At 72.1% G+C, this 17,346-nt stretch carries 19 protein-coding genes; 9 read left to right on the forward strand and 10 right to left on the reverse strand.

Going from position 1 to position 17,346, the window contains the following annotated elements; translation table 11 throughout:
- Nucleotides 1–14 precede the first annotated feature (14 nt).
- The gene (locus O7542_RS25910; protein WP_281605336.1) at nucleotides 15–794 is read right to left on the reverse strand and encodes an NAD(P)H-binding protein; all 780 of its coding nucleotides are present in this window, start codon (nucleotides 792–794) and stop codon (nucleotides 15–17) included.
- Nucleotides 795–1,060: 266 nt separating this feature from the next.
- Nucleotides 1,061–2,437: an MFS transporter gene (locus O7542_RS25915; protein WP_069089558.1), complete on the reverse strand. Its 1,377-nt coding sequence runs from the start codon at nucleotides 2,435–2,437 to the stop codon at nucleotides 1,061–1,063.
- A 154-nt stretch (nucleotides 2,438–2,591) separates the two neighbouring features.
- On the opposite strand from O7542_RS25915, the gene O7542_RS25920 reads away from it, so the two are divergent.
- Nucleotides 2,592–7,028, forward strand: a complete 4,437-nt coding sequence (locus O7542_RS25920; protein ID WP_281605337.1) for an HAD-IC family P-type ATPase — start codon at nucleotides 2,592–2,594, stop codon at nucleotides 7,026–7,028.
- Here the strand turns inward: O7542_RS25920 and O7542_RS25925 are convergent.
- Together O7542_RS25925 and O7542_RS25930 are read right to left on the reverse strand one after the other, a co-directional pair.
- Nucleotides 7,025–7,972: an L-threonylcarbamoyladenylate synthase gene (locus O7542_RS25925; RefSeq protein ID WP_043330800.1), complete on the reverse strand. Its 948-nt coding sequence runs from the start codon at nucleotides 7,970–7,972 to the stop codon at nucleotides 7,025–7,027. The genes O7542_RS25920 and O7542_RS25925 overlap by 4 nt on opposite strands.
- 80 nt (nucleotides 7,973–8,052) lie before the next feature.
- The gene (locus O7542_RS25930) at nucleotides 8,053–8,628 is read right to left on the reverse strand and encodes a helix-turn-helix domain-containing protein (protein ID WP_210869886.1); all 576 of its coding nucleotides are present in this window, start codon (nucleotides 8,626–8,628) and stop codon (nucleotides 8,053–8,055) included.
- Nucleotides 8,629–8,693: 65 nt separating this feature from the next.
- Here O7542_RS25930 and O7542_RS25935 point away from each other — a divergent pair, with 65 nt between their 5' ends.
- Nucleotides 8,694–9,284: a dienelactone hydrolase family protein gene (locus tag O7542_RS25935; protein WP_281605338.1), complete on the forward strand. Its 591-nt coding sequence runs from the start codon at nucleotides 8,694–8,696 to the stop codon at nucleotides 9,282–9,284.
- Between the two features lie 3 nt (nucleotides 9,285–9,287).
- Here the strand turns inward: O7542_RS25935 and O7542_RS25940 are convergent, their stop codons facing one another.
- From O7542_RS25940 to O7542_RS25950, 3 genes are read right to left on the reverse strand one after another with little or no spacing between them, the layout of a single operon-like run.
- Entirely contained in the window at nucleotides 9,288–9,968 is a 681-nt protein-coding gene (locus O7542_RS25940; protein ID WP_281605339.1) for a hypothetical protein, read from the reverse strand.
- 53 nt (nucleotides 9,969–10,021) lie between these two features.
- Nucleotides 10,022–10,408, reverse strand: a complete 387-nt coding sequence (locus O7542_RS25945; RefSeq protein WP_030499526.1) for a VOC family protein — start codon at nucleotides 10,406–10,408, stop codon at nucleotides 10,022–10,024.
- Complete coding sequence (locus O7542_RS25950; protein ID WP_113972322.1) at nucleotides 10,405–10,710, reverse strand: helix-turn-helix domain-containing protein; 306 nt, start codon at nucleotides 10,708–10,710, stop codon at nucleotides 10,405–10,407. The genes O7542_RS25945 and O7542_RS25950 overlap by 4 nt, the downstream gene beginning before the upstream one ends.
- Before the next feature lie 53 nt (nucleotides 10,711–10,763).
- Between O7542_RS25950 and O7542_RS25955 the strand changes: the two genes are divergently transcribed.
- The gene (locus O7542_RS25955) at nucleotides 10,764–11,312 is read left to right on the forward strand and encodes an AAA family ATPase (RefSeq protein ID WP_281605340.1); all 549 of its coding nucleotides are present in this window, start codon (nucleotides 10,764–10,766) and stop codon (nucleotides 11,310–11,312) included.
- A 79-nt stretch (nucleotides 11,313–11,391) separates the two neighbouring features.
- A complete protein-coding gene (locus O7542_RS25960; protein WP_281605341.1) occupies nucleotides 11,392–12,126 on the forward strand; it encodes an LPXTG cell wall anchor domain-containing protein in 735 nt (244 codons plus the stop codon).
- Between the two features lie 66 nt (nucleotides 12,127–12,192).
- On the opposite strand, the gene O7542_RS25965 is transcribed toward O7542_RS25960, so the two are convergent.
- A complete protein-coding gene (locus O7542_RS25965; RefSeq protein WP_281605342.1) occupies nucleotides 12,193–12,591 on the reverse strand; it encodes an ester cyclase in 399 nt (132 codons plus the stop codon).
- A gap of 147 nt (nucleotides 12,592–12,738) precedes the next feature.
- On the opposite strand from O7542_RS25965, the gene O7542_RS25970 reads away from it, so the two are divergent.
- Together O7542_RS25970 and O7542_RS25975 are read left to right on the forward strand one after the other, a co-directional pair.
- On the forward strand, nucleotides 12,739–13,623 hold the full coding sequence (locus O7542_RS25970) for an aminoglycoside phosphotransferase family protein (RefSeq protein WP_281605343.1): 885 nt from the start codon (nucleotides 12,739–12,741) through the stop codon (nucleotides 13,621–13,623).
- A 46-nt stretch (nucleotides 13,624–13,669) separates the two neighbouring features.
- Complete coding sequence (locus tag O7542_RS25975) at nucleotides 13,670–14,233, forward strand: dihydrofolate reductase family protein (protein WP_210883965.1); 564 nt, start codon at nucleotides 13,670–13,672, stop codon at nucleotides 14,231–14,233.
- 63 nt (nucleotides 14,234–14,296) lie between these two features.
- Here O7542_RS25975 and O7542_RS25980 read toward each other — a convergent pair whose 3' ends face one another.
- The gene (locus O7542_RS25980) at nucleotides 14,297–14,683 is read right to left on the reverse strand and encodes a MerR family transcriptional regulator (protein WP_064448031.1); all 387 of its coding nucleotides are present in this window, start codon (nucleotides 14,681–14,683) and stop codon (nucleotides 14,297–14,299) included.
- Nucleotides 14,684–14,778: 95 nt separating this feature from the next.
- On the opposite strand from O7542_RS25980, the gene O7542_RS25985 reads away from it, so the two are divergent.
- The gene (locus tag O7542_RS25985; protein WP_166456804.1) at nucleotides 14,779–15,393 is read left to right on the forward strand and encodes an NAD(P)H-dependent oxidoreductase; all 615 of its coding nucleotides are present in this window, start codon (nucleotides 14,779–14,781) and stop codon (nucleotides 15,391–15,393) included.
- A gap of 225 nt (nucleotides 15,394–15,618) precedes the next feature.
- On the forward strand, nucleotides 15,619–16,059 hold the full coding sequence (locus O7542_RS25990) for a DUF4259 domain-containing protein (protein WP_281605344.1): 441 nt from the start codon (nucleotides 15,619–15,621) through the stop codon (nucleotides 16,057–16,059).
- Between the two features lie 216 nt (nucleotides 16,060–16,275).
- Here the strand turns inward: O7542_RS25990 and O7542_RS25995 are convergent, their stop codons facing one another.
- Complete coding sequence (locus O7542_RS25995; protein WP_281605345.1) at nucleotides 16,276–16,806, reverse strand: pyridoxamine 5'-phosphate oxidase family protein; 531 nt, start codon at nucleotides 16,804–16,806, stop codon at nucleotides 16,276–16,278.
- 189 nt (nucleotides 16,807–16,995) lie between these two features.
- Here O7542_RS25995 and O7542_RS26000 point away from each other — a divergent pair, with 189 nt between their 5' ends.
- Nucleotides 16,996–17,274, forward strand: a complete 279-nt coding sequence (locus tag O7542_RS26000; protein ID WP_064448033.1) for a hypothetical protein — start codon at nucleotides 16,996–16,998, stop codon at nucleotides 17,272–17,274.
- The last annotated feature ends 72 nt before the right edge of the window (nucleotides 17,275–17,346 follow it).

Genomic DNA, 17,346 nt, shown 5'->3' on the forward strand with positions numbered 1-17,346 from the left:
GACCCGACCGGTTCTCATCTTCCGCCGGTTCCCCCGTACGTGTCCGCGAGGTAGTCGGCCCAGGTCCGGGTGCCGGTCGGCGTGGCCGTCGTGGTGAGTCCGCCCCCACGCAACTCCCGCCCGAGGCGGCCGGGAATCCGGACCGGCAGCAGCGGACGGCGTACCCGGCGGGCCGCGAGCCAGGTGCGGGCCGCCTCGTCGAAGCGCAGCACCTGCGGCCCGGCGAAGTCCTCGACCCGGTGCGACGGTCCGGCGAGCAGCAGCACCGCGAGCCGGTCCGCCACGTCGGCCGGGTCGACCGGCTGGGCGAGTACGGCCCGGTCCCCGATCACCGGGCCGAGGCGGCTCGCGCCTTTCAGCAGGTCCGCCAGGAACTCGGGGAACTGGGTCGCGCGCAGCACGCTCCACGGCACCGACCCGGCGGCCACCACCTCTTCGGCCGCGAGCTTGTGCCGGTAGTAGGCGATCGGAACCCGGTCGACGCCGACGATCGAGACGTACACCAGGTGACGGACCCCGGCGTGGCCGGCGGCCATGGTCAGCCGGCGGGTGCCGAGCACGTCGATCTCGTGGGTACGCCGTTGCGGCGACGAGGCCAGGTGCAGCACCGCGTCCACCCCGGCGACCGCCTCCGCCAGCCCGGCCCCGGTGGCCAGGTCGGTGCTCACCCACTCCACCCCGTCTCCGGTACGGGGCCGACGGCTGGTCGCCCGGAGCGTGAAGCCCTCGTCCCGCAGCCGGGGCACCACCACCCGCCCGAGCCGTCCGGTCGCCCCGGTCACCAGCACCCGCATCGCCACTCCTCCCAGCCACGCCCTGCCCACTCGGTCCGCATTCAGGACGGCAGCCCGGCCGGGATCGTGACCGCTCGCCAGGCCGTCGGCCCGACGTCGCGCTTGCCGGGCTGCTCCATCACAGTGTGTGAGCCCCGCGCAGGCGACTACGACTGTTGAGCGATATACCTGAGAGTCATAATCATGACCAGGAGTCATACCGCAGTCAGGCGATGCCTTCGGCAGGAGCGTTACTGCGCGTGAGCGGCGACCGGGCCGGCGACGCCTCAGCCCGCCGGGCGAGGCACCACTCGACCGGCAAGGGTCAGGCCGAGCAGGCCGCAGCCCGCTGCCACCGCCAGCGTGGTCGCGTAGCTGGCCGGGCCGGGTGACGCGCCGGCGGCCAGGACCGCGCCGGTCAGCGCCAGCACGGTGGCCGCGGCGAGCGAGTCGCCCAGTTGCAGCGCCGAGCTGTTGCGGCCCTGCTCGGCAGGGGCCGACTGCTCCAGGGTGAGCACCGACAGCGACGGGTAGAGCAGTCCCATGCCGAGCCCGGCCACGGCCCAGGAGAACACCGCCGGCAACACCGGCAGCCCGGGCAGCAGCGCCGACGCGACGCCCGCCGTACCGATGGTGATGCAGGCCAGCCCGGCCCGGGGCAGGCTCGCCGCCGACCGGGGCGAAGCGATCCGGCCCTGGATCCACGAGCCCACCGACCAGGACAGCGCCCCCACGGTCAGCACCAGGCCGGCGCCGGTGGGCGAGAAGCCGCGCTCCCGCGACAGCATCAGCGGGATCACCACCTCGGCGGCCACGAACGCCGCCGACGCCAGCGCGCGCAGGCCGATCACCGTCGGCAGACCGCGTGCCGCGCGCAGGAACCCGGACGGCAACAGGTGCGGTACGCAGACGAACAGCCCGGCCAGCGCCCCGGCGGTCAGGGCGGCGGCGAGCACGCCGCGCTGCTGCCCCCCGTAGTGCAGCAGTGCGGCGCTCGCCCCCGCCCCGCAGGCCCAGCCGACGCGGGCCAGCGCGCCCGCGGGAGGCCGGGTCGGCACGGTGCCGGCCAGCGCCTTCAGACCCGGCTGGATCAGCAGCGCCGCCGGAATCGCCACCGCCGGTACCGCGAGGAACACCCATCGCCAGCCCAGATGTTCCACGATCAGGCCGGCCAGCGCCGGGCCGACCAGCGACGGCACCACCCAGGCCGCGGCGAACGCGGCGAAGATCCGCCGCCGCAACTGCTCCGGGTACGCCTGACCGACCACCACGTAGAGCGCCACCGAGACGAGTCCGGAACCGAAGCCCTGCACCACCCGCCCGACGACCAGCATCTCCATGGTCGTCGCGGAACCGGCCACGACCAGCCCGGCGACGAACCAGGCGACGCCGTGCCACATCGCCGGCCGTGGTCCGCGCGCGTCGCACCAGATGCCGGAGGCGACCATCGCCACCACGCCGGAGGCGAACGAGCCGCCGAACGCCAGCGCGTACAGGCCGAGCCCGTCCAGCGCGCGGGCCACCGTCGGCATGGCGGTGCCCACCGCCAGCGCCTCGAACGCGAGCAGGGACACCAGGGCGACGCTGCCCACAGTCATCGCCCGAAGGCGCGGCGACCACAGGTCGACGGGTGGATCGGCCGGGAGGGCGGCGGTGCTGGTCATGGGCTACAGCCTCGGACCTCACCCCGGGTTGAGGTCAACTGTGGTCCCCGTCTCGTCCGGCGGGAACGACCGGACCCCGAACTTCTGCCGTCCGGGTGGCATAACGGACGCCGCGCCGGGAAGTCGGGCCGCCGGGACGAGACCGGGAGGCGAGATGGCGCTGGGACGCTTCGCCGGCCTCCTGCTGTCCCCGACGGTCGTACCCACCAAGGTCTCCGAGGTCGCGGGAAGCGTGGGTACGGCCGCCGCCCGGCTGGCCCGGCTCACCGGGCTGACCAGCCGCCGGGTGTGGTCGCAGGACGGCCGCCACCACATCGAGGTGCACGGCGTCTGCCAGGACGGCGGCGACCGGCTCGCCCGTCAGGTCGAGGCGGCGCTGGAGTCGATGCCGGGCGTGACCTGGGCGCGGGTGAACGCGCCGTCCGGCCGGGTGGTGGTGGCGACCGGGGAGCCGGCGCCGAAACTGCGCGATCTGATCGCCACAGTGGCCCGCGTCGAGCAGACCTGCCCGTACGAGCCGGACCCGGAGATCGAGCCGCCGCAGCCGCCCGAGGACGGCCCGCGTACCGCGCGCACGTTCGGCGCGCTGCTGTCCGACGTGCTCGGACTGGGCATCTCCGCCGCCACCCGGGTGCTGCCGCTCACCCCCGTTCCGGCCGAGGTCGCCGGGCTGCTCGGCGCTGTCGACCTGCACCCGAAGCTGCACGCGCTGGCCGGGCTGGGCATCCGCGCCGACCCGCGCGCCGAGGTGCTGTTCCCGCTGGCCGAGGCGGTGGTGCAGGGTCTCACCGGCGGCTGGGCCGGGATCGTGCTGGACGGCGCGCAGCGCGTCGTGCAGTGGGGCGAGGGGGCCGCTCAACTGGCCGCGTGGCGGCGGGCCGAGCCACACCTGACCGGTGACCCGGAACGGGCTGTGGCCCGGGTGCCGGACGGCGAGCGGCCGTGCCCGGTGCCGGACGGGCAGCCGGAGCGCTACGCCAAGCGGGTACTCCCGGCCGGCGCGGTCGCCGGAGCGGCGGCGCTGCCGGTGCTGGGACCCAAGCGGGCCGCCGCGCTGGCACTGTCCTCGCTGCCGAAGGCGCCCGGTTCCGGCCGCGAGGGTTACGGCGCCCAACTGGGCCGGATGCTCGCTCGGCGCGGCGTGATCGCGATGGACCGCAGCGTGCTGCGTGAGCTGGACCGGATCGACACGGTGGTGCTGGACGCGGCGGTGCTCGGTTCGGACCGGGGGGTGCTGGCCGACCTGGCGCCGCTGGCCGACGCCGACACCGGGCAGGTCGCCGCCCGGGCGTTCGCGCTGTTCGACCCGGCCGAGCCGGACGCGGTACGCGCCGCCGACGGCTGGCGGATCGGCCCGCTGGACCGGCTCGGCGCCGACGATCCCGGGGACACCGCGGACAGCGCGCGGCTGCGCGCCGACGGTGGACGGCTGCTCGGGCTGGCCGAGAACGGCCGGCTCGCCGCCGTACTGCGGGTAGAGCCCGAGCCCGCACCGGGCGTGGACGCGCTGGCGTCGGCCGCCCGGCAGGCGGGCCTGCGGCTCGTGGTCGGCGGCGCGGACGACGGCCGGTACGACTTCGCCGACCTGCTCGTACCCGGTGGCGCCCGGCTCGCCGGCGCGGTGCACGACCTGCAACGCGAGGGCGCGGTGGTGATGGTGGTCTCCGGCGAGCGGTCGGCGCTCGCCGCCTCGGACTGCGGCCTCGGCGTGTACGGCCCGGAGGACCTGCCGCCCTGGGGCGCGCACCTGCTGGTCGGCGACGACCTGCGGGTACCGGCACTGCTCATCGACGCGGCCGGGGTGGCCCGCCGGATGACCGAGCAGAACATCCGGATCGCCATGGCCGGCACCGGGCTCGGCGCGCTCGGAGCATTCACCGCCGACCGTCGGCGGCTGCCCCGCCCGACGCTCGCGGCGGTGAACGGCGCGGCGGCGCTCGCGTTCGCGCACGGCGTGTTCCGGGCGCACCGGCTGCCGGACCGCACCGGCGTACCGGTGCCCGCGCTCAGCGCCTGGCATCTCATGCCGGTGGAGACCGTCCTCGAACAGCTCGGCACCGACGCGTCCGGGCTGACCGAGAGCGAGGCGACCCGGCGGCGGCGCGTCGAGGTCGGCGACGAGCACGGTCCGGCCGGGCTGCTCCGCTCGTTCGTCGAGGAGCTGTCCAACCCGCTCACCCCGGTGCTGGCCGCCGGTGCGGTGCTCTCCGCCGCGTTCGGCTCACTCGTCGACGCGGCGCTGGTCGGCGGCGTGGTGGGCGGGTCGGCGCTGGTCGGCGCGGTGCACCAGCGCAACACCGAACGGTCGCTGGCCGAGCTGCTGTCCCGCTCGGCGGTCACCGCCCGGGTGCTGCGCGACGGCGCGGAACGGGTGGTGCCCGCCGAGGAGCTGGTACGCGGCGACGTGATCACGATCAGCTCCGGGGACGCCGTACCGGCCGACTGCCGGGTGCTGACGAGTGACGGGCTGGAGGCGGACGAGTCGTCACTGACCGGTGAGTCGCTGCCGGTGGCGAAGAGCCCCGATCCGGTGGTCGCGGCGGCCATCGCCGAGCGGCACTCGATGCTGTTCGAGGGCACCACAGTGGCCGCCGGGCACGGCACCGCTGTGGTGGTGGCCACCGGCGCGGAGACCGAGTCCGGGCGGAGCCTCGCGATGGCCCGGCAGGCCCCGCCCGCAAGTGGTGTGGAGGCGCGGCTGGGCAAGCTGACCAGCAGCGCCGTACCGCTGGCGGCCGCCTCGGCGATCTCGGTGGCCGGTGCGGGGCTGCTTCGGGGCGTACCCCTCGCCGAAACGGCGGCGACCGCCGCGAACCTGGCCGTGGCGTCGGTGCCGGAGGGGTTGCCGTTCCTGGTCAGCGCCGCGCAGCTGGCGGCGGCGCGGCGGCTGGCCGAGCACGGCGCCCTGGTCCGCAACCCCCGGACCATCGAGGCGCTGGGCCGCGTCGACGTGCTCTGCTTCGACAAGACCGGCACGCTCACCGAGGGAAAGCTGCTGCTGGCCGGGGTGGGCACCGGTGACGGCCGGTACGCCGTGCTGGGCGAACTGGACGAGCCGCTGCGGTCGACGCTGGCCGCCGCGGTGCGGGCCACCCCGTCCGCCGCCGACCCGGACGAGTTGCCGCAGCAGACCGACCGGGCGGTACGCCACGGCGCGGACGCCGCCGGGGTGACCGAGCGGACCGGCGCCGCGGAGTGGACCGCCACCGCCGGGCTGCCGTTCGAGCCGTCCCGGGGCTACAGCGCCGCTGTCGGCCGCTCCTCCGGCGGGCTGCTGCTGAGCGTGAAGGGCGCCCCCGAGTCGGTGCTGCCGCGCTGCGCGTCGCGGCGCACCGCCGAGGGGGACCGGCCGCTCGATGCGGCGGGGCGCGAGGAGGTGCAGGCCATGCTGGCCGGGCGGGCCGGGGCCGGGCACCGCATTCTCGCCGTGGCCGAGTGCCGGGTCTCCACCGAGCAGGTCAGCGACGAGCAGGTGAACGGGCTGGTCTTCGTGGGTTTCCTGACGCTCGCCGACGGGGTCCGGGACAGCGCCCGGCCGGCGGTGGCCCGGATCCGTGCCGCCGGCGTACACACCGTCATGATCACCGGCGATCACCCGGCCACCGCCGAGGCGATCGCCGCCACGATCAGCCCGGAGGACGGCGGCCAGCGCGTCGTCACCGCCACCGACCTGGACCGGCTGGACGACGCCGCGCTCGCCGAGCGCCTGATGGCCACCGACGTGGTGGCGCGCTGCACGCCGGCGCACAAGGTACGGATCATCCAGGCTTTGCAGCGCCAGGACCGGACCGTCGCGATGACAGGTGACGGCGCCAACGACGCCCCGGCGATCCGGCTCGCCGACGTCGGTATCGCGCTCGGTCAACGGGGCACACCAGCCGCCCGCGCCGCCGCCGACCTGGTGGTCACCGACGACCGGCTGGAGACGATCATCGCCACGCTGGTCGAGGGCCGGGCCATGTGGTCGTCGGTGCGGCACGCGCTCAGCATCCTGGTCGGCGGCAACCTCGGCGAGATCGCGTTCAGCGTGCTCAGCGCCGCCGCGACCGGCCGCTCCGCCCTGAACGGCCGGCAACTGCTGCTGGTCAACCTGCTCACCGATCTCGCGCCGGCGCTCGCCATCGCGGTACGGCCGCCGGCCGACGACCGCGCCGACCACCTGCTACGCGAGGGTCCGGACTCCTCGCTCGGTGTGACCATGACCCGGGAGATCGGGCTGCGGGCGGCGTCGACCACGCTGGGCGCGACCGCCGGCTGGACGATCGCCAGGTGGACCGGCACCCAGCGGCGGGCCAGCACCGTCGCGCTGGCGTCCCTGATCGGCACTCAGCTCGGCCAGACCGTACTGGCCGGCGGCACCAGCCCCAGCGTGCTCGCCGCCACCGCCGCGTCGGTGGGCGCGCTGGTCGCGGTGGTGCAGACGCCTGGTGTCAGCCAGTTCTTCGGCTGCACCCCGATGGGCCCCGTGGGCTGGGCAATCGCCACCGGCTCGGCGCTCGGCGCGACGTTCGCCAACGGCACGCTCACCAAGCTGATGGACCGCATGCCGCAGCCCGGCTCGCACGGGCGTCCCGACGCGGAACAGTTCTAGTGCCAGGTGGCGGCGGCCCGGCGCAGCCGGTCGTTTATCGCGCGGCCCACTCCGGTGTCCGGCACCGGCTCGGCGACGATCTCGGTCACCCCGGCCGCGTCCAGCCGGTGCAGCGCGTCGAACAGTCGCGCCGCCGCCGCGGTCACGTCGCCGTCGGGCGACAGCACCTCCACCGCCGCCCAGTCGCCGTCCGCCGGTGGCTCCCGGAAGGCCAGGAACCCCCGCCGGCCGCCGCCGGGCTCGGCCGCCGCGCCCAACCGCAACGGGGTACGCGGGGCGTAGTGCGCGGCCAGCGTCCCGGGCGCGACGGGCTGACCGGAGCTGCCCTGGCGCACCTCGACCGGGCCGACCGCCTCGATGATCGCCTCGACCGGCAGCGCGCCCAGCCGCAGCACCACCGGCCGGTCGCCGCGCGCGTCCACGATCGTCGACTCGATGCCGCACCGGGTGGGCCCGCCGTCGAGCACCACGTCCACGGCGCCGCCCAGCCCGGCCACCACATGCTCGGCGCGTGTCGGGCTGAGCTGGCCGAACCGGTTCGCGCTCGGCGCGGCCACCGGCACGCCGGCCGCCGCGATCAGCGCCCGCGCCGACGGCTCGTCCGGTACGCGTACCGCCATGGTGTCCAGGCCGGAGGTGACGATCGGCGGGATGATCTCCGGTCGGTCCACGATCAGGGTGAGCGGGCCGGGCCAGAAGCGCTTCGCCAGCTCGGCCACCGCCGCCGGCACCTCGCCCACCAGCGCGGCCAGGTCGGCGGCGTCGGCCAGGTGGCTGATCAGCGGGTCGAAGCTGGGCCGCGCCTTGGCCTCGAAGATCCGGGCCGCCGCCCGCGCGTCGAGCGCGTTGGCGCCCAGGCCGTAGACGGTTTCGGTGGGAAAGGCGACCAGCCCGCCGGCGCGCAGAACGGCGGCGGCCTCGTCGATGCCGCGCTCGGCCGGCAGGACGCGCGGGGATCCGGTGCTCACGCTTCCGACGCTAGCCTGCTCTCTTCGCCGCCCCGGCAAGACCCCGTCGGGTGGCGTTACCCGGGGTCCGTGTCGGGGAGCGTGGGCGCGTCCGTGGGGTAGAGGCCGGCGGCGAAGCCGTACACCTGGTCCCCGGCGCGGGGGATCTGCGCGAACCGCCGGGCCAGCGCCTGCACCTCCGCCCAGAATTCGCGGACGTCCTCGATCGGGATGCGCGCGTGCACGAGCGTGCACCGCAGTTCGTCGGCGGCGTGCGCGGCGGCCGCTTCAGCTGCCGCCTCGGCGAGGCCGTTGATCCGGGACACGACCTGCTTGTCCTCTGTCCGGGTGAGCGTGCCGACGTAGAAGGTGCGGGCGACACGCCCGTAGAACCGCTCTTCGATGGCGCGTACCCGCCGGGTCCGCACCACGCGCAGCAGCCCGGCGTCCACCAGTTGGTTCACGTGGTACGCGACGCTGCTCTTCGGCCGGTCGACCGCGCGGGCCAGCTCGTTCACCGTGGCGGCGCGTTCCAGGAGCAGTTCCAGGAGCGTGCTGCGCAGCGGGTCGGCGAGCGCGCGCAACTGCTCCGGGGCGGTGACCACGAGCAGGTCCTCGAGGTCGTAGTCCGGGATCCGCTGATTGACCGACATTTCTCGACCGTTCTAAGATTCTGGTTCGTTCGATAACTCTGGTCTGACAACTCAGGAGTGTAGTGATGGCCGAGATCGTGCTCTTCCACCACATTCAAGGGCTCACCGACGGCGTACGCGCCCTCGCCGACTCCCTGCGCGCCGGCGGACACACCGTGCACACCCCGGACTTATTCGACGGCGAACGGCCGGCCACCATCTCCGACGGCGCCGCGCTGGTCAAGCGCATCGGCGGCGACGTCCTCGACCAGCGCGCCGACGCGGTCGTCGCCGACCTGCCCGCCGACCTCGTCCACGCGGGTGTCTCCTGGGGCGCCGCCATCGCCCAGCGGCTCGCCCAGACCCGGCCCGGCGCCCGGGCCGCCCTGCTCTACGAAGCCTGCCTCCCGGTGACCGGTGAGTGGGCGATCGGCCCCTGGCCCGACGACGTGGCGGTACAGGTGCACGGCATGGAGCAGGACCCGTTCTTCGGGCTGGAAGGCGACGTGGACGCCGCCCGCGAGCTGGTGTCGATCGTCGGCCCCGAACGCGGCGAGCTGTACGTCTACCCCGGCGACCGGCACCTGTTCACCGACAGCTCGCTGCCCTCGTACGACGCCGAGGCGACCGCGCTCGTGGTGAGCCGCAGCCGCGAACTGCTCGACCGGCTCGCCTGACGCCTACTCGTCACCCCGCAGCCGCGCCAACTCGGCCGCGTACTCGGCGTCGGTCAGCACCCCGCGCTCGTACTGCCGGGTCAGCGCGTGGATGTCACGCCGCCGCCCGGCGCTCGGCGCGGGCGGCCGGGTCCGGTCCGGACGGTCGACGCGGACCGGACCCGGCGCCGGGCTCGCCGCCGCGCGCTGCTCCGGGGGCCGGGCCTCGCGGTGGCACTCCCGCAGGTTCGCGAGGATCTCGTCGTAGTGCTCCGGCCAGGTGACCAGCCGGGTCAGCTCCAGGCGGAACGGCCGGACGATGGCGCCGGACTGGATCGGCGTCTGCACCGGCGCGCCGTCGGTCCGCTCGATGACGATCGCGTCGCGTCCCATGTCCAGACCCATTATCGAACTCGCACCGCTGTGGATATCCACAACCGACGCCCACGGCACGGTGGTCGTGTGGAGCAGCGAACGGGAACGTATGCCGACGGGGCTCACCCAGACGCCGAGCATCGCGCGGCGGACCGCGACGGCGAGGACGCCGGCGTTCCACACTCCGAGGACCACTGCCTCCCGTTCCAGGAGATTGCCGCTACGGACCCCGAACACGATGAGCACGAAGTAACCGACCGCCAGCCCCGCCACGACCATGGAGCCGGAGGTGGCCAGGTCCAGCGAGTACGGGCGCCGCCACACCGTCATGCCGCCAGGGTGACCGATCGTGTCCAGCGGTTCAGCGCGGCGTCAGCGCCCGGCTACCGGTACTGTGCGATCTGGATCAGGTTGCCGCAGGTGTCGTCGAACACCGCGGTGGTCACCGGGCCCATGTCGACCGGCTCCTGGGTGAACAGCACGCCGAGGCCTCGCAGCCGCTCGTGCTCGGCGGCCACGTCGTCCACCGCGAACTGCGTCAGCGGGATGCCGTCGGCGGCGAGCGCCTCCTTGAACGCCTTGGCGGCCGGGTGCGCGTCGGGCTCCAGCAGCAGTTCCACGCCGTCCGGGGCGTCCGGCGACACCACCGTCAGCCAGCGGTACTCGCCGGTGGGGACGTCGGTCTTCGGCACGAAGCCGAGCACCTCGGTGTAGAAGCGCAGGGCCTTGTCCTGGTCGTCGACGTACACGCTGGTGAGGTTGATTCTCATGGGTTCTCCTGGTCGGGTTCGGCGGACCTGAGCCATCGCTCGGTGACGGCCCGCAGCGGCCGGGTGTCGAGGTGGTGGAACTTGTAGCGACCCTGCCGCCGCGTGACGATCAGGCCGGCGGCCTCCAGGACGTCGAGGTGCTGGGAGATCGCCTGCCGGGACGACGTGACCTGGTGCTTCGTGGCCAGCCGCCCGCAGATCTCGAACAGGGTCTGACCGTCGCGCTCGGTCAGCTCGTCGAGGATCAGGCGGCGGGTGTGGTCGGCCAGCGCCTGGTACAGATCGCCCACGTCACCCACCATAGGCAAGTGACGGCTTGCCTATCAAGCGGATTGCCCGCCATTCGGAGGACGACATGCCCGGATACATCCTCACCGGCGCTCCCGGCTCCGGTAAGACAGCGATTCTCCGGCACCTGGAGATCGACGGGTACCCCGTCGTGGAGGAGGCGGCGACCGACGTGATCGCGCTTCACCAGGCGCTCGGACGACCGGAGCCGTGGCGTGAGCCGGGCTTCGCCGACCGGGTGCTGAATCTCCAACGGGAGCGCCGTCGCCGAGCCGCGGCGAACGCCGGCGAGGTCGTCTTCCACGACCGTTCGCCCGTCTGCACGCTGGCGTTGTGCCGCTATCTGGGCCGGGCCGCACCGTCCGCGCTGCTCGCCGAGATCAAGGACATGACGGCGAATCGCCACTACGAACAAACCGCTTTCTTCGTACGCCATCAGGGCTTCGTGGAGGCGACCGCCGCTCGCCGGATCACCTTCGAGGAATCACTCGTCTTCGAGCGGATCCACGAGTTGACCTATCGCGAGGCCGGATTCGACCTCGCCGACGTGCCGGCCGGCCCACTGGCGAGCCGGGTCGCGGCGATAAGAGAGGCGGTTGATCGACTGCACCGTTAGCGCAATCAATGCTCCTTGCATTTCGAAGGGACGCCGGTAACATCTCCATGTTTTGATCTACACGGGGAGGAAAGTCCACATGCGATGGAAAATCCCGGCCGGCGCCCTGGTGGCGCTGGCCTTTGTGATTCCGGCGGCGCCCGCGGCGGCGCAGACCGCAGTGCCCGGGCTGAACGACGCCTGCCAGACGGTCGAACGCAAGGTGTACAAGGATTTCCGCGAGCTCGTCACCATCGACTTGGACACGGCCAACGTTTCCGAGCTGCGGCTGCTGGCCTACCGGCTCCTGGCCGAGGCGCAGGCCGAATCGTTGCCCGTTCTGCCGGGCGAGATCGAGGAGCGGCTGAAGGGCACCTCGGACGACCTTCGCGCATACCTCAAGAACGTGGAGAATCGCTGGGCGACGGCTCTGCGCGTCTCGATCGGCCAGACGATGACGGGTGCCGGCCCCAACGTGCGGGCCGCCGCGCTGAAGGTGCTCGACAACCCGTCCGTCGACGCCTACCTCGCCTACCTGAACAACGGCCTGTACGAGGCTCGCGCGCTCGACTGCGCATCCCAGCCGACGCCGACGCCGTCTCAGCCCACGACCACGCCGACCGCGACGCCCAGCGCCACGTCGACAGTCGTGCCGCCCCTCAGTCCCTCCGCCAGCGTGGGCGTACCCGGCAGCGACGGTGGTGGCGAGGGTGGCGGCCTGCCGGTGACCGGCTCCGACACCGCGACAGTGGCCGGCGTCGGCGGGGCGCTGCTGCTCCTCGGCGGCGCCAGCTACGTCATCGGACGCCGACGTCGTTCCCGCTTCGTCGCATAGCTTCCTGGGCGCGCCCAGCTCGATGTCGCATCGGGCTGGGCGCGCCGCGTTTCCGGATTCCCCCGGTCAGCCGGCGAGCTGCCGCCGCACCGAGTCGGTGTCCATCAGGTACGACATGTGCTTGAACTTGCCGTCCTGGAGCCGGTAGAAGGCGGTCTCGACGAACGAGACCGAGACGCCGGTAGGTGCCAGGCCGTTCCACTCCTTGACGGGCGTTCCGGTGTCGACGAGGCGGGCGGCGATCCGGTCGCCCTCGACGACGAGATCCTGGATCTCCCAGTGCAGATCCGGCACCGCCTCGACGTGCTTGTAGAACTCGGCCACCATGTCCGCCATCCGGACCGGCGTGCCGTTCATGATCACCTCTTCGTGGGCGAAGTCGGCCATGCGGTCGAACTCCCGCTTGTTCGCCAGATCGACGTACCGCAGGTAGAAGTCACGTAGTTCCTCAGTGGTGGCGCCCATGATCGCTCGTTCCCCTCCGCATATTTTGTACCGCTCGGTTCGGAGCCAACCGTAGCAGGGTTCTGTACCGATCGGTTCATGACCAGGATCACGCCGCGCTCCGAATTCGATTGACCGTGTGATCCGGCGGGTCCTACGGTCGCGTCGATGCGTCCGGGAGAGATCGTCGTCACTGTGGAGCAGGTACGCGCCCTGGTCAGCGACCAGTTCCCCGAATGGTCGAGCCTGCCGATCGTGCCGCAGCCGCTGAACGGCACCGACAACGCGCTGTTCCGGCTGGGCGACTCCCTGACGGCACGGCTGCCACGGGCGCCGTGGGCGGTCGACCAGGTGACCACCGACGCGACCTGGCTGCCGCGGCTCGCCCCTCATCTCCCGGTGCCCGTGCCGGTGCCGGTCGCGGTCGGCCGACCCGGCGGGGACTATCAGTGGCCGTGGACCGTCGTCCCGTGGCTCGACGGGGACAACCCGCAATCCGGGCAGGATCACGTCGACCTCGCCGTCGACCTGGCCGGCTTCGTGCGGGCGATGATCGCGATCGACCCGATGGACGGGCCGGTCAAGGAGGGGATCCAGCGCGGCGTACCCCTGGTGCAGCGCGACGAACTGACCCGCCGGTCGATCGCGGAGCTGGGCGACCGGATCGACGGCCGGGCGGTGACCGCGGCGTGGGACGAGGCGATGGCGACGGACGAGTGGCCGGGACCGCCGGTGTGGCTGCACGGTGATCTGCTGGCGGGCAACCTGCTGGTCGACCGGGGCCGGCTCACCGGCGTGATCGACTTCGGCGGTCTCGGCCGCGGCGATCCGGCCGTCGAGGTGCGACCCGGCTGGAGCCTGTTCGACGCCCGCGCCCGGGCCGCCTACCGGGAGGCGCTCGGGTTCGACGAGGCGACCTGGGTACGCGGTTGGGCCTGGATGCTGTCCGGATCGCTCTACTGGCTGGCGGACCTGTGGGACTCGATCAGCGAGTACGACCGCCGGGACACCATCCGCCACATCGACTACATTCTGCGTCACCGCCACGACTGACCTGCGGGGTCCGGTGTTGCGGGACCGACCGACGGAGGCATGCGCTGTGCGGAAATTGATCTACGGCATGAACCTGACAGTGGACGGCTACGTGTCCGCGCCCGGCGACGACATCGGGTGGGGCGAATCGAGCGACGAACTGTTCCAGTGGTGGCTCGATCAGGAGCGGGCGGTCAGCCTGTTCCTGTACGGGCGCCGCCTGTGGGAGAACATGAGCGGCTACTGGCCGACCGGTGACCAGCAGCCGGGCGCCACCCCGGCGCAGATCGAGTTCGCCCGGAACTGGCGGGACACGCCGAAGGTGGTGTTCTCCTCCACCATCGACAAGGTCGACTGGAACGCCCGCCTGTTCACCGGGGACGCGATCGCCGAGATAACCCGGCTCAAGGCCGGGGACGGCGGCCCGATGAGGGTCGGTGGCGCAGCCCTCGCGGGGGCGGCCATGCGGGCCGGGCTGATCGACGAGTACGAGATCGTCACCCACCCGGTCCTCGTGGGCGCCGGCGCGCCGTTCTTCGGCGCGCTGGACGGCTGGTCGAAGCTCGACCTGGTGGAGACGCGGACGTTTCCCGGCGGCGTGACCCTGAGCAGGTACGCGACGAGGCGGTAGCGCCTTCCGGCGGCGTCTGCGGTCAGGGTCCAGCGCCTCCAGCCGGGTGCCGAGCCGGCGGCGTCAGGAGTCCAGTGCCGCTCCCAGATCGCAGAGCCTGGCGCCCGAACCGAGCAGTTCGAGCCGGGCCTTCAGGTCGGCCACGCGCTGCTCGGCCTCGGTGACGATGTGCTCGGCGACCCGACCCCAATCCTCGGGTCCCGGGTCGGCGGGAAGCGCGGAGAACAACTCGGCGATCTCGCGCACCGTCAACCCGACCCGCTGAGCGAGCTTGGCGACATGGATGCGGCAGGCCGCGGACTCGTCGAACCGGCGCTGGTTGCCTGCGGTACGCACCGCGTTGATCACGCCGTGCTTCTCGTAGAACCGCACCGCCGAGGGCGCCACTCCACTGTCGGCGGCGACCTCGCTGACGGTCGCGTATGCCACGACCGGGTTCGTGAGCGTCATGCCCTCACCGTACGCCGCGAGGGGTTGCTTCCCCCCGACGATGCGCGTCGATCCGGCTTGACTTCAACATATGTTCAACCCGCAGCGTGGTGGACATGACCGCTCCGACAGCACATGCCAATCACCACTCCACCACCGCCGCGCAGACCACGACGCGAGTCGCGGTGATCGCCTCCAGCCTTCGCAACGGGCGGATGAGCCCGACCATCGCCGAGTGGGTCGTCGCCGCGCTCCAGCAGAGCAGTGGCGTCAACGTCGACCTGATCGACCTCGCCGGGATCACCCTGCCCGACGACACCCGGCTTTCTCCCGGCGGCGGCCCGAGGACCGAGGTCGCCGACCGGATCGAAGCCGCCGACGCGTTCGTGTTTGTCACCCCGGAGTACAACCACTCCTACCCCGCATCGCTGAAGCGGCTCATCGACTGGCACTACGCCGCCTGGATGCTGAAGCCGGCCACCGTCGTCGCCTACGGAGTCCAGGGCGGGTACGCGGCGATCGAACACCTGCGCGGTGTCCTGGCCGAACTGAACATGGTCACCACGCGACGCTGCCTCGGATTGGCTGCCCCGTGGGAAGCCCTGGACGACAGCAACCGCTTCACACCCGCCGACGGCACGAACAAGGCGCTGGCCAGCGCGCTGGCCGAACTGGCCTGGTGGACCGCCGTCCTCACCGACGCACGCGTCAACCGTCCGTTCCCGGCCTGAGGTCCTCGAACCCCGAACTTCTTCCTTGCAAAGATCAAGGCTGCTGTCGGTCGTCGTCGGCCACTGCTGCTGGCCTGCTCGCCGTGTCGCCTACCGTAGTGCCTAAGTCGTGATCGTCGCTGGGCTTGGCTGTACGGATGGCGCTACAGCCAAGCGCTATCGCGCCTTGCGTCCGCCCCTGCTCGGCTTCATGATCCGCTCACCGGGAACGTGAAGGAGGAGCACATGGGCACCTGGGATGACGGCCCGTTCGACAACGACAGCGCCGCCGACTGGTGCGGTGGCCTCCACGATGCCGAGCCGCCTGCCCGGCCGGCAATGGTTCGTGCTGCTCTGACAACGGCGGCACTGAACACCGGGTACCTCGACTATGAAGAGGCCGCCTCGGCCATCGCCGCAGCGGCCATCGTGGCGTCCCAGATGCCCGGCGGAGACCCGATAGCCTCGCCGTACGCGCCGGACTTCCTGCTTGCTGGCGAATCCCTTGGCTTGGACGACGACCTGCCACAACGGGCGATCGAAGCACTTGACCGGGTCCTCGGCGACGACTCCGAGTGGCGGAGCCTATGGGGTGAGGCGGGAGCGAGTGAGTTCCCGCAGATCAACAAGCTCCGCGCAGTGCTCTCCGGTCCGCCCGAACTGCCCGGCCAGATCGCGATGCTTTAGGGATGGCGCGTCCCTGGGCGGTGATCTACCCGTCATTCGAGTCATCGACCCAATCCATGCTGGGCTCCTCTTCGTCGGGCGACGTTGCGATCACCTGCTCCCATGTGTTGACAACGGCCGCGGCCTACCGGATGAACGGGTCGCCCTTGACCAGGCGGTAACGAGACCTCTGACGAAGCGAGTCCAGGACGCGCATCGGTTGGCCCGTGCTGTGGATCAGGGCTGGGACGCCACGGTGAGCTTTGCGAAGTCTGGGGCATAGACGGCCATCCAGTGCGGATGCAGCCGGTAGTAGACCACGTCGTTGTCCCAGTCGAAGAGGTCGTCGCCGTAGAAGTCCCTCAAGTACGCGAGGACGTCCGGCCAGTCCGTGGCCTGGTCGCCGTTCCGGGGGTTGAGGATCTCCACCTTGCCGTGCGTGAAGACGCCGAGGTCCTCACCGCGCATGTGTGCGGCGCTGACGGCGGGCCGCGCCGCGAGGTGGCGCGCCTTGGCGGCGTCGGGCGCCGTGCCGAAGTACCACTTGCCTCGCAGGAAGTGCCCGTCGACACCGCTGATCCGCGGCTCGCCCTTCGCCGTCACGCTGGACAGAGCGAGGGTGCACATGCCGGTGAGGACCTGGGTGAGTTGCTCCGCGTTCAGTGTGCGCTCGGTGTTGATTATCGAGCGGAGGTGGGAGGTGGAGCCCGCGAGGGAGGCGTCGAGAAGGGCTTGAAGCTCTTCGAGATCTTGTGGGGTTTCCCGCATGGAGGTCCTTGTCTTTCCGCATCTATCTGCGCCGTGGTCCGCGCCTCTCACCGGCGCCGACCGATGAACCCATGCTTCACCCGAAACCTGACATCTTGCGTCATATTTCTTTCAACCAGCCGGCCCCGCAAGGTGACCACGGCGTGAGGCGGTCAACGCAGAAGACGACCCCTGTGAGAGCCTGTCGCGATGTCGCGTGCCCGCCTAGCGCTGACCGCCGGGGTTCTCCTGCTCATCGCCTCGTGCCTGCTGCCGTGCCTGCCGTTCCTGGATCTGTCCGGGATCTCGATGCCCTACCAGGACCCCACTCCCGAGATGCTGGAGAAGCAAGCCGCCGACATCACCGCAGCCGAACACAGACTCGCCGTCCACGCAGCCATCGCCGGCGCACTCGCCGTAATCGGCCTGGCAGCATTCATCTACGCCTGGAAGCACAGGCGGGCCCGCAAGGCCGACCACGGAATCTAGGCCAAACGTAAAGCATGTGCTGGGACGGATTCGTCAAGCATGTGGTGGGAGGTCAGGAGACTCCATATGCGG

It is taken from the genome of Micromonospora sp. WMMC264 (genome assembly GCF_027497275.1).
In the GTDB taxonomy this organism is placed as follows: Bacteria; Actinomycetota; Actinomycetes; order Mycobacteriales; family Micromonosporaceae; genus Micromonospora; species Micromonospora chalcea.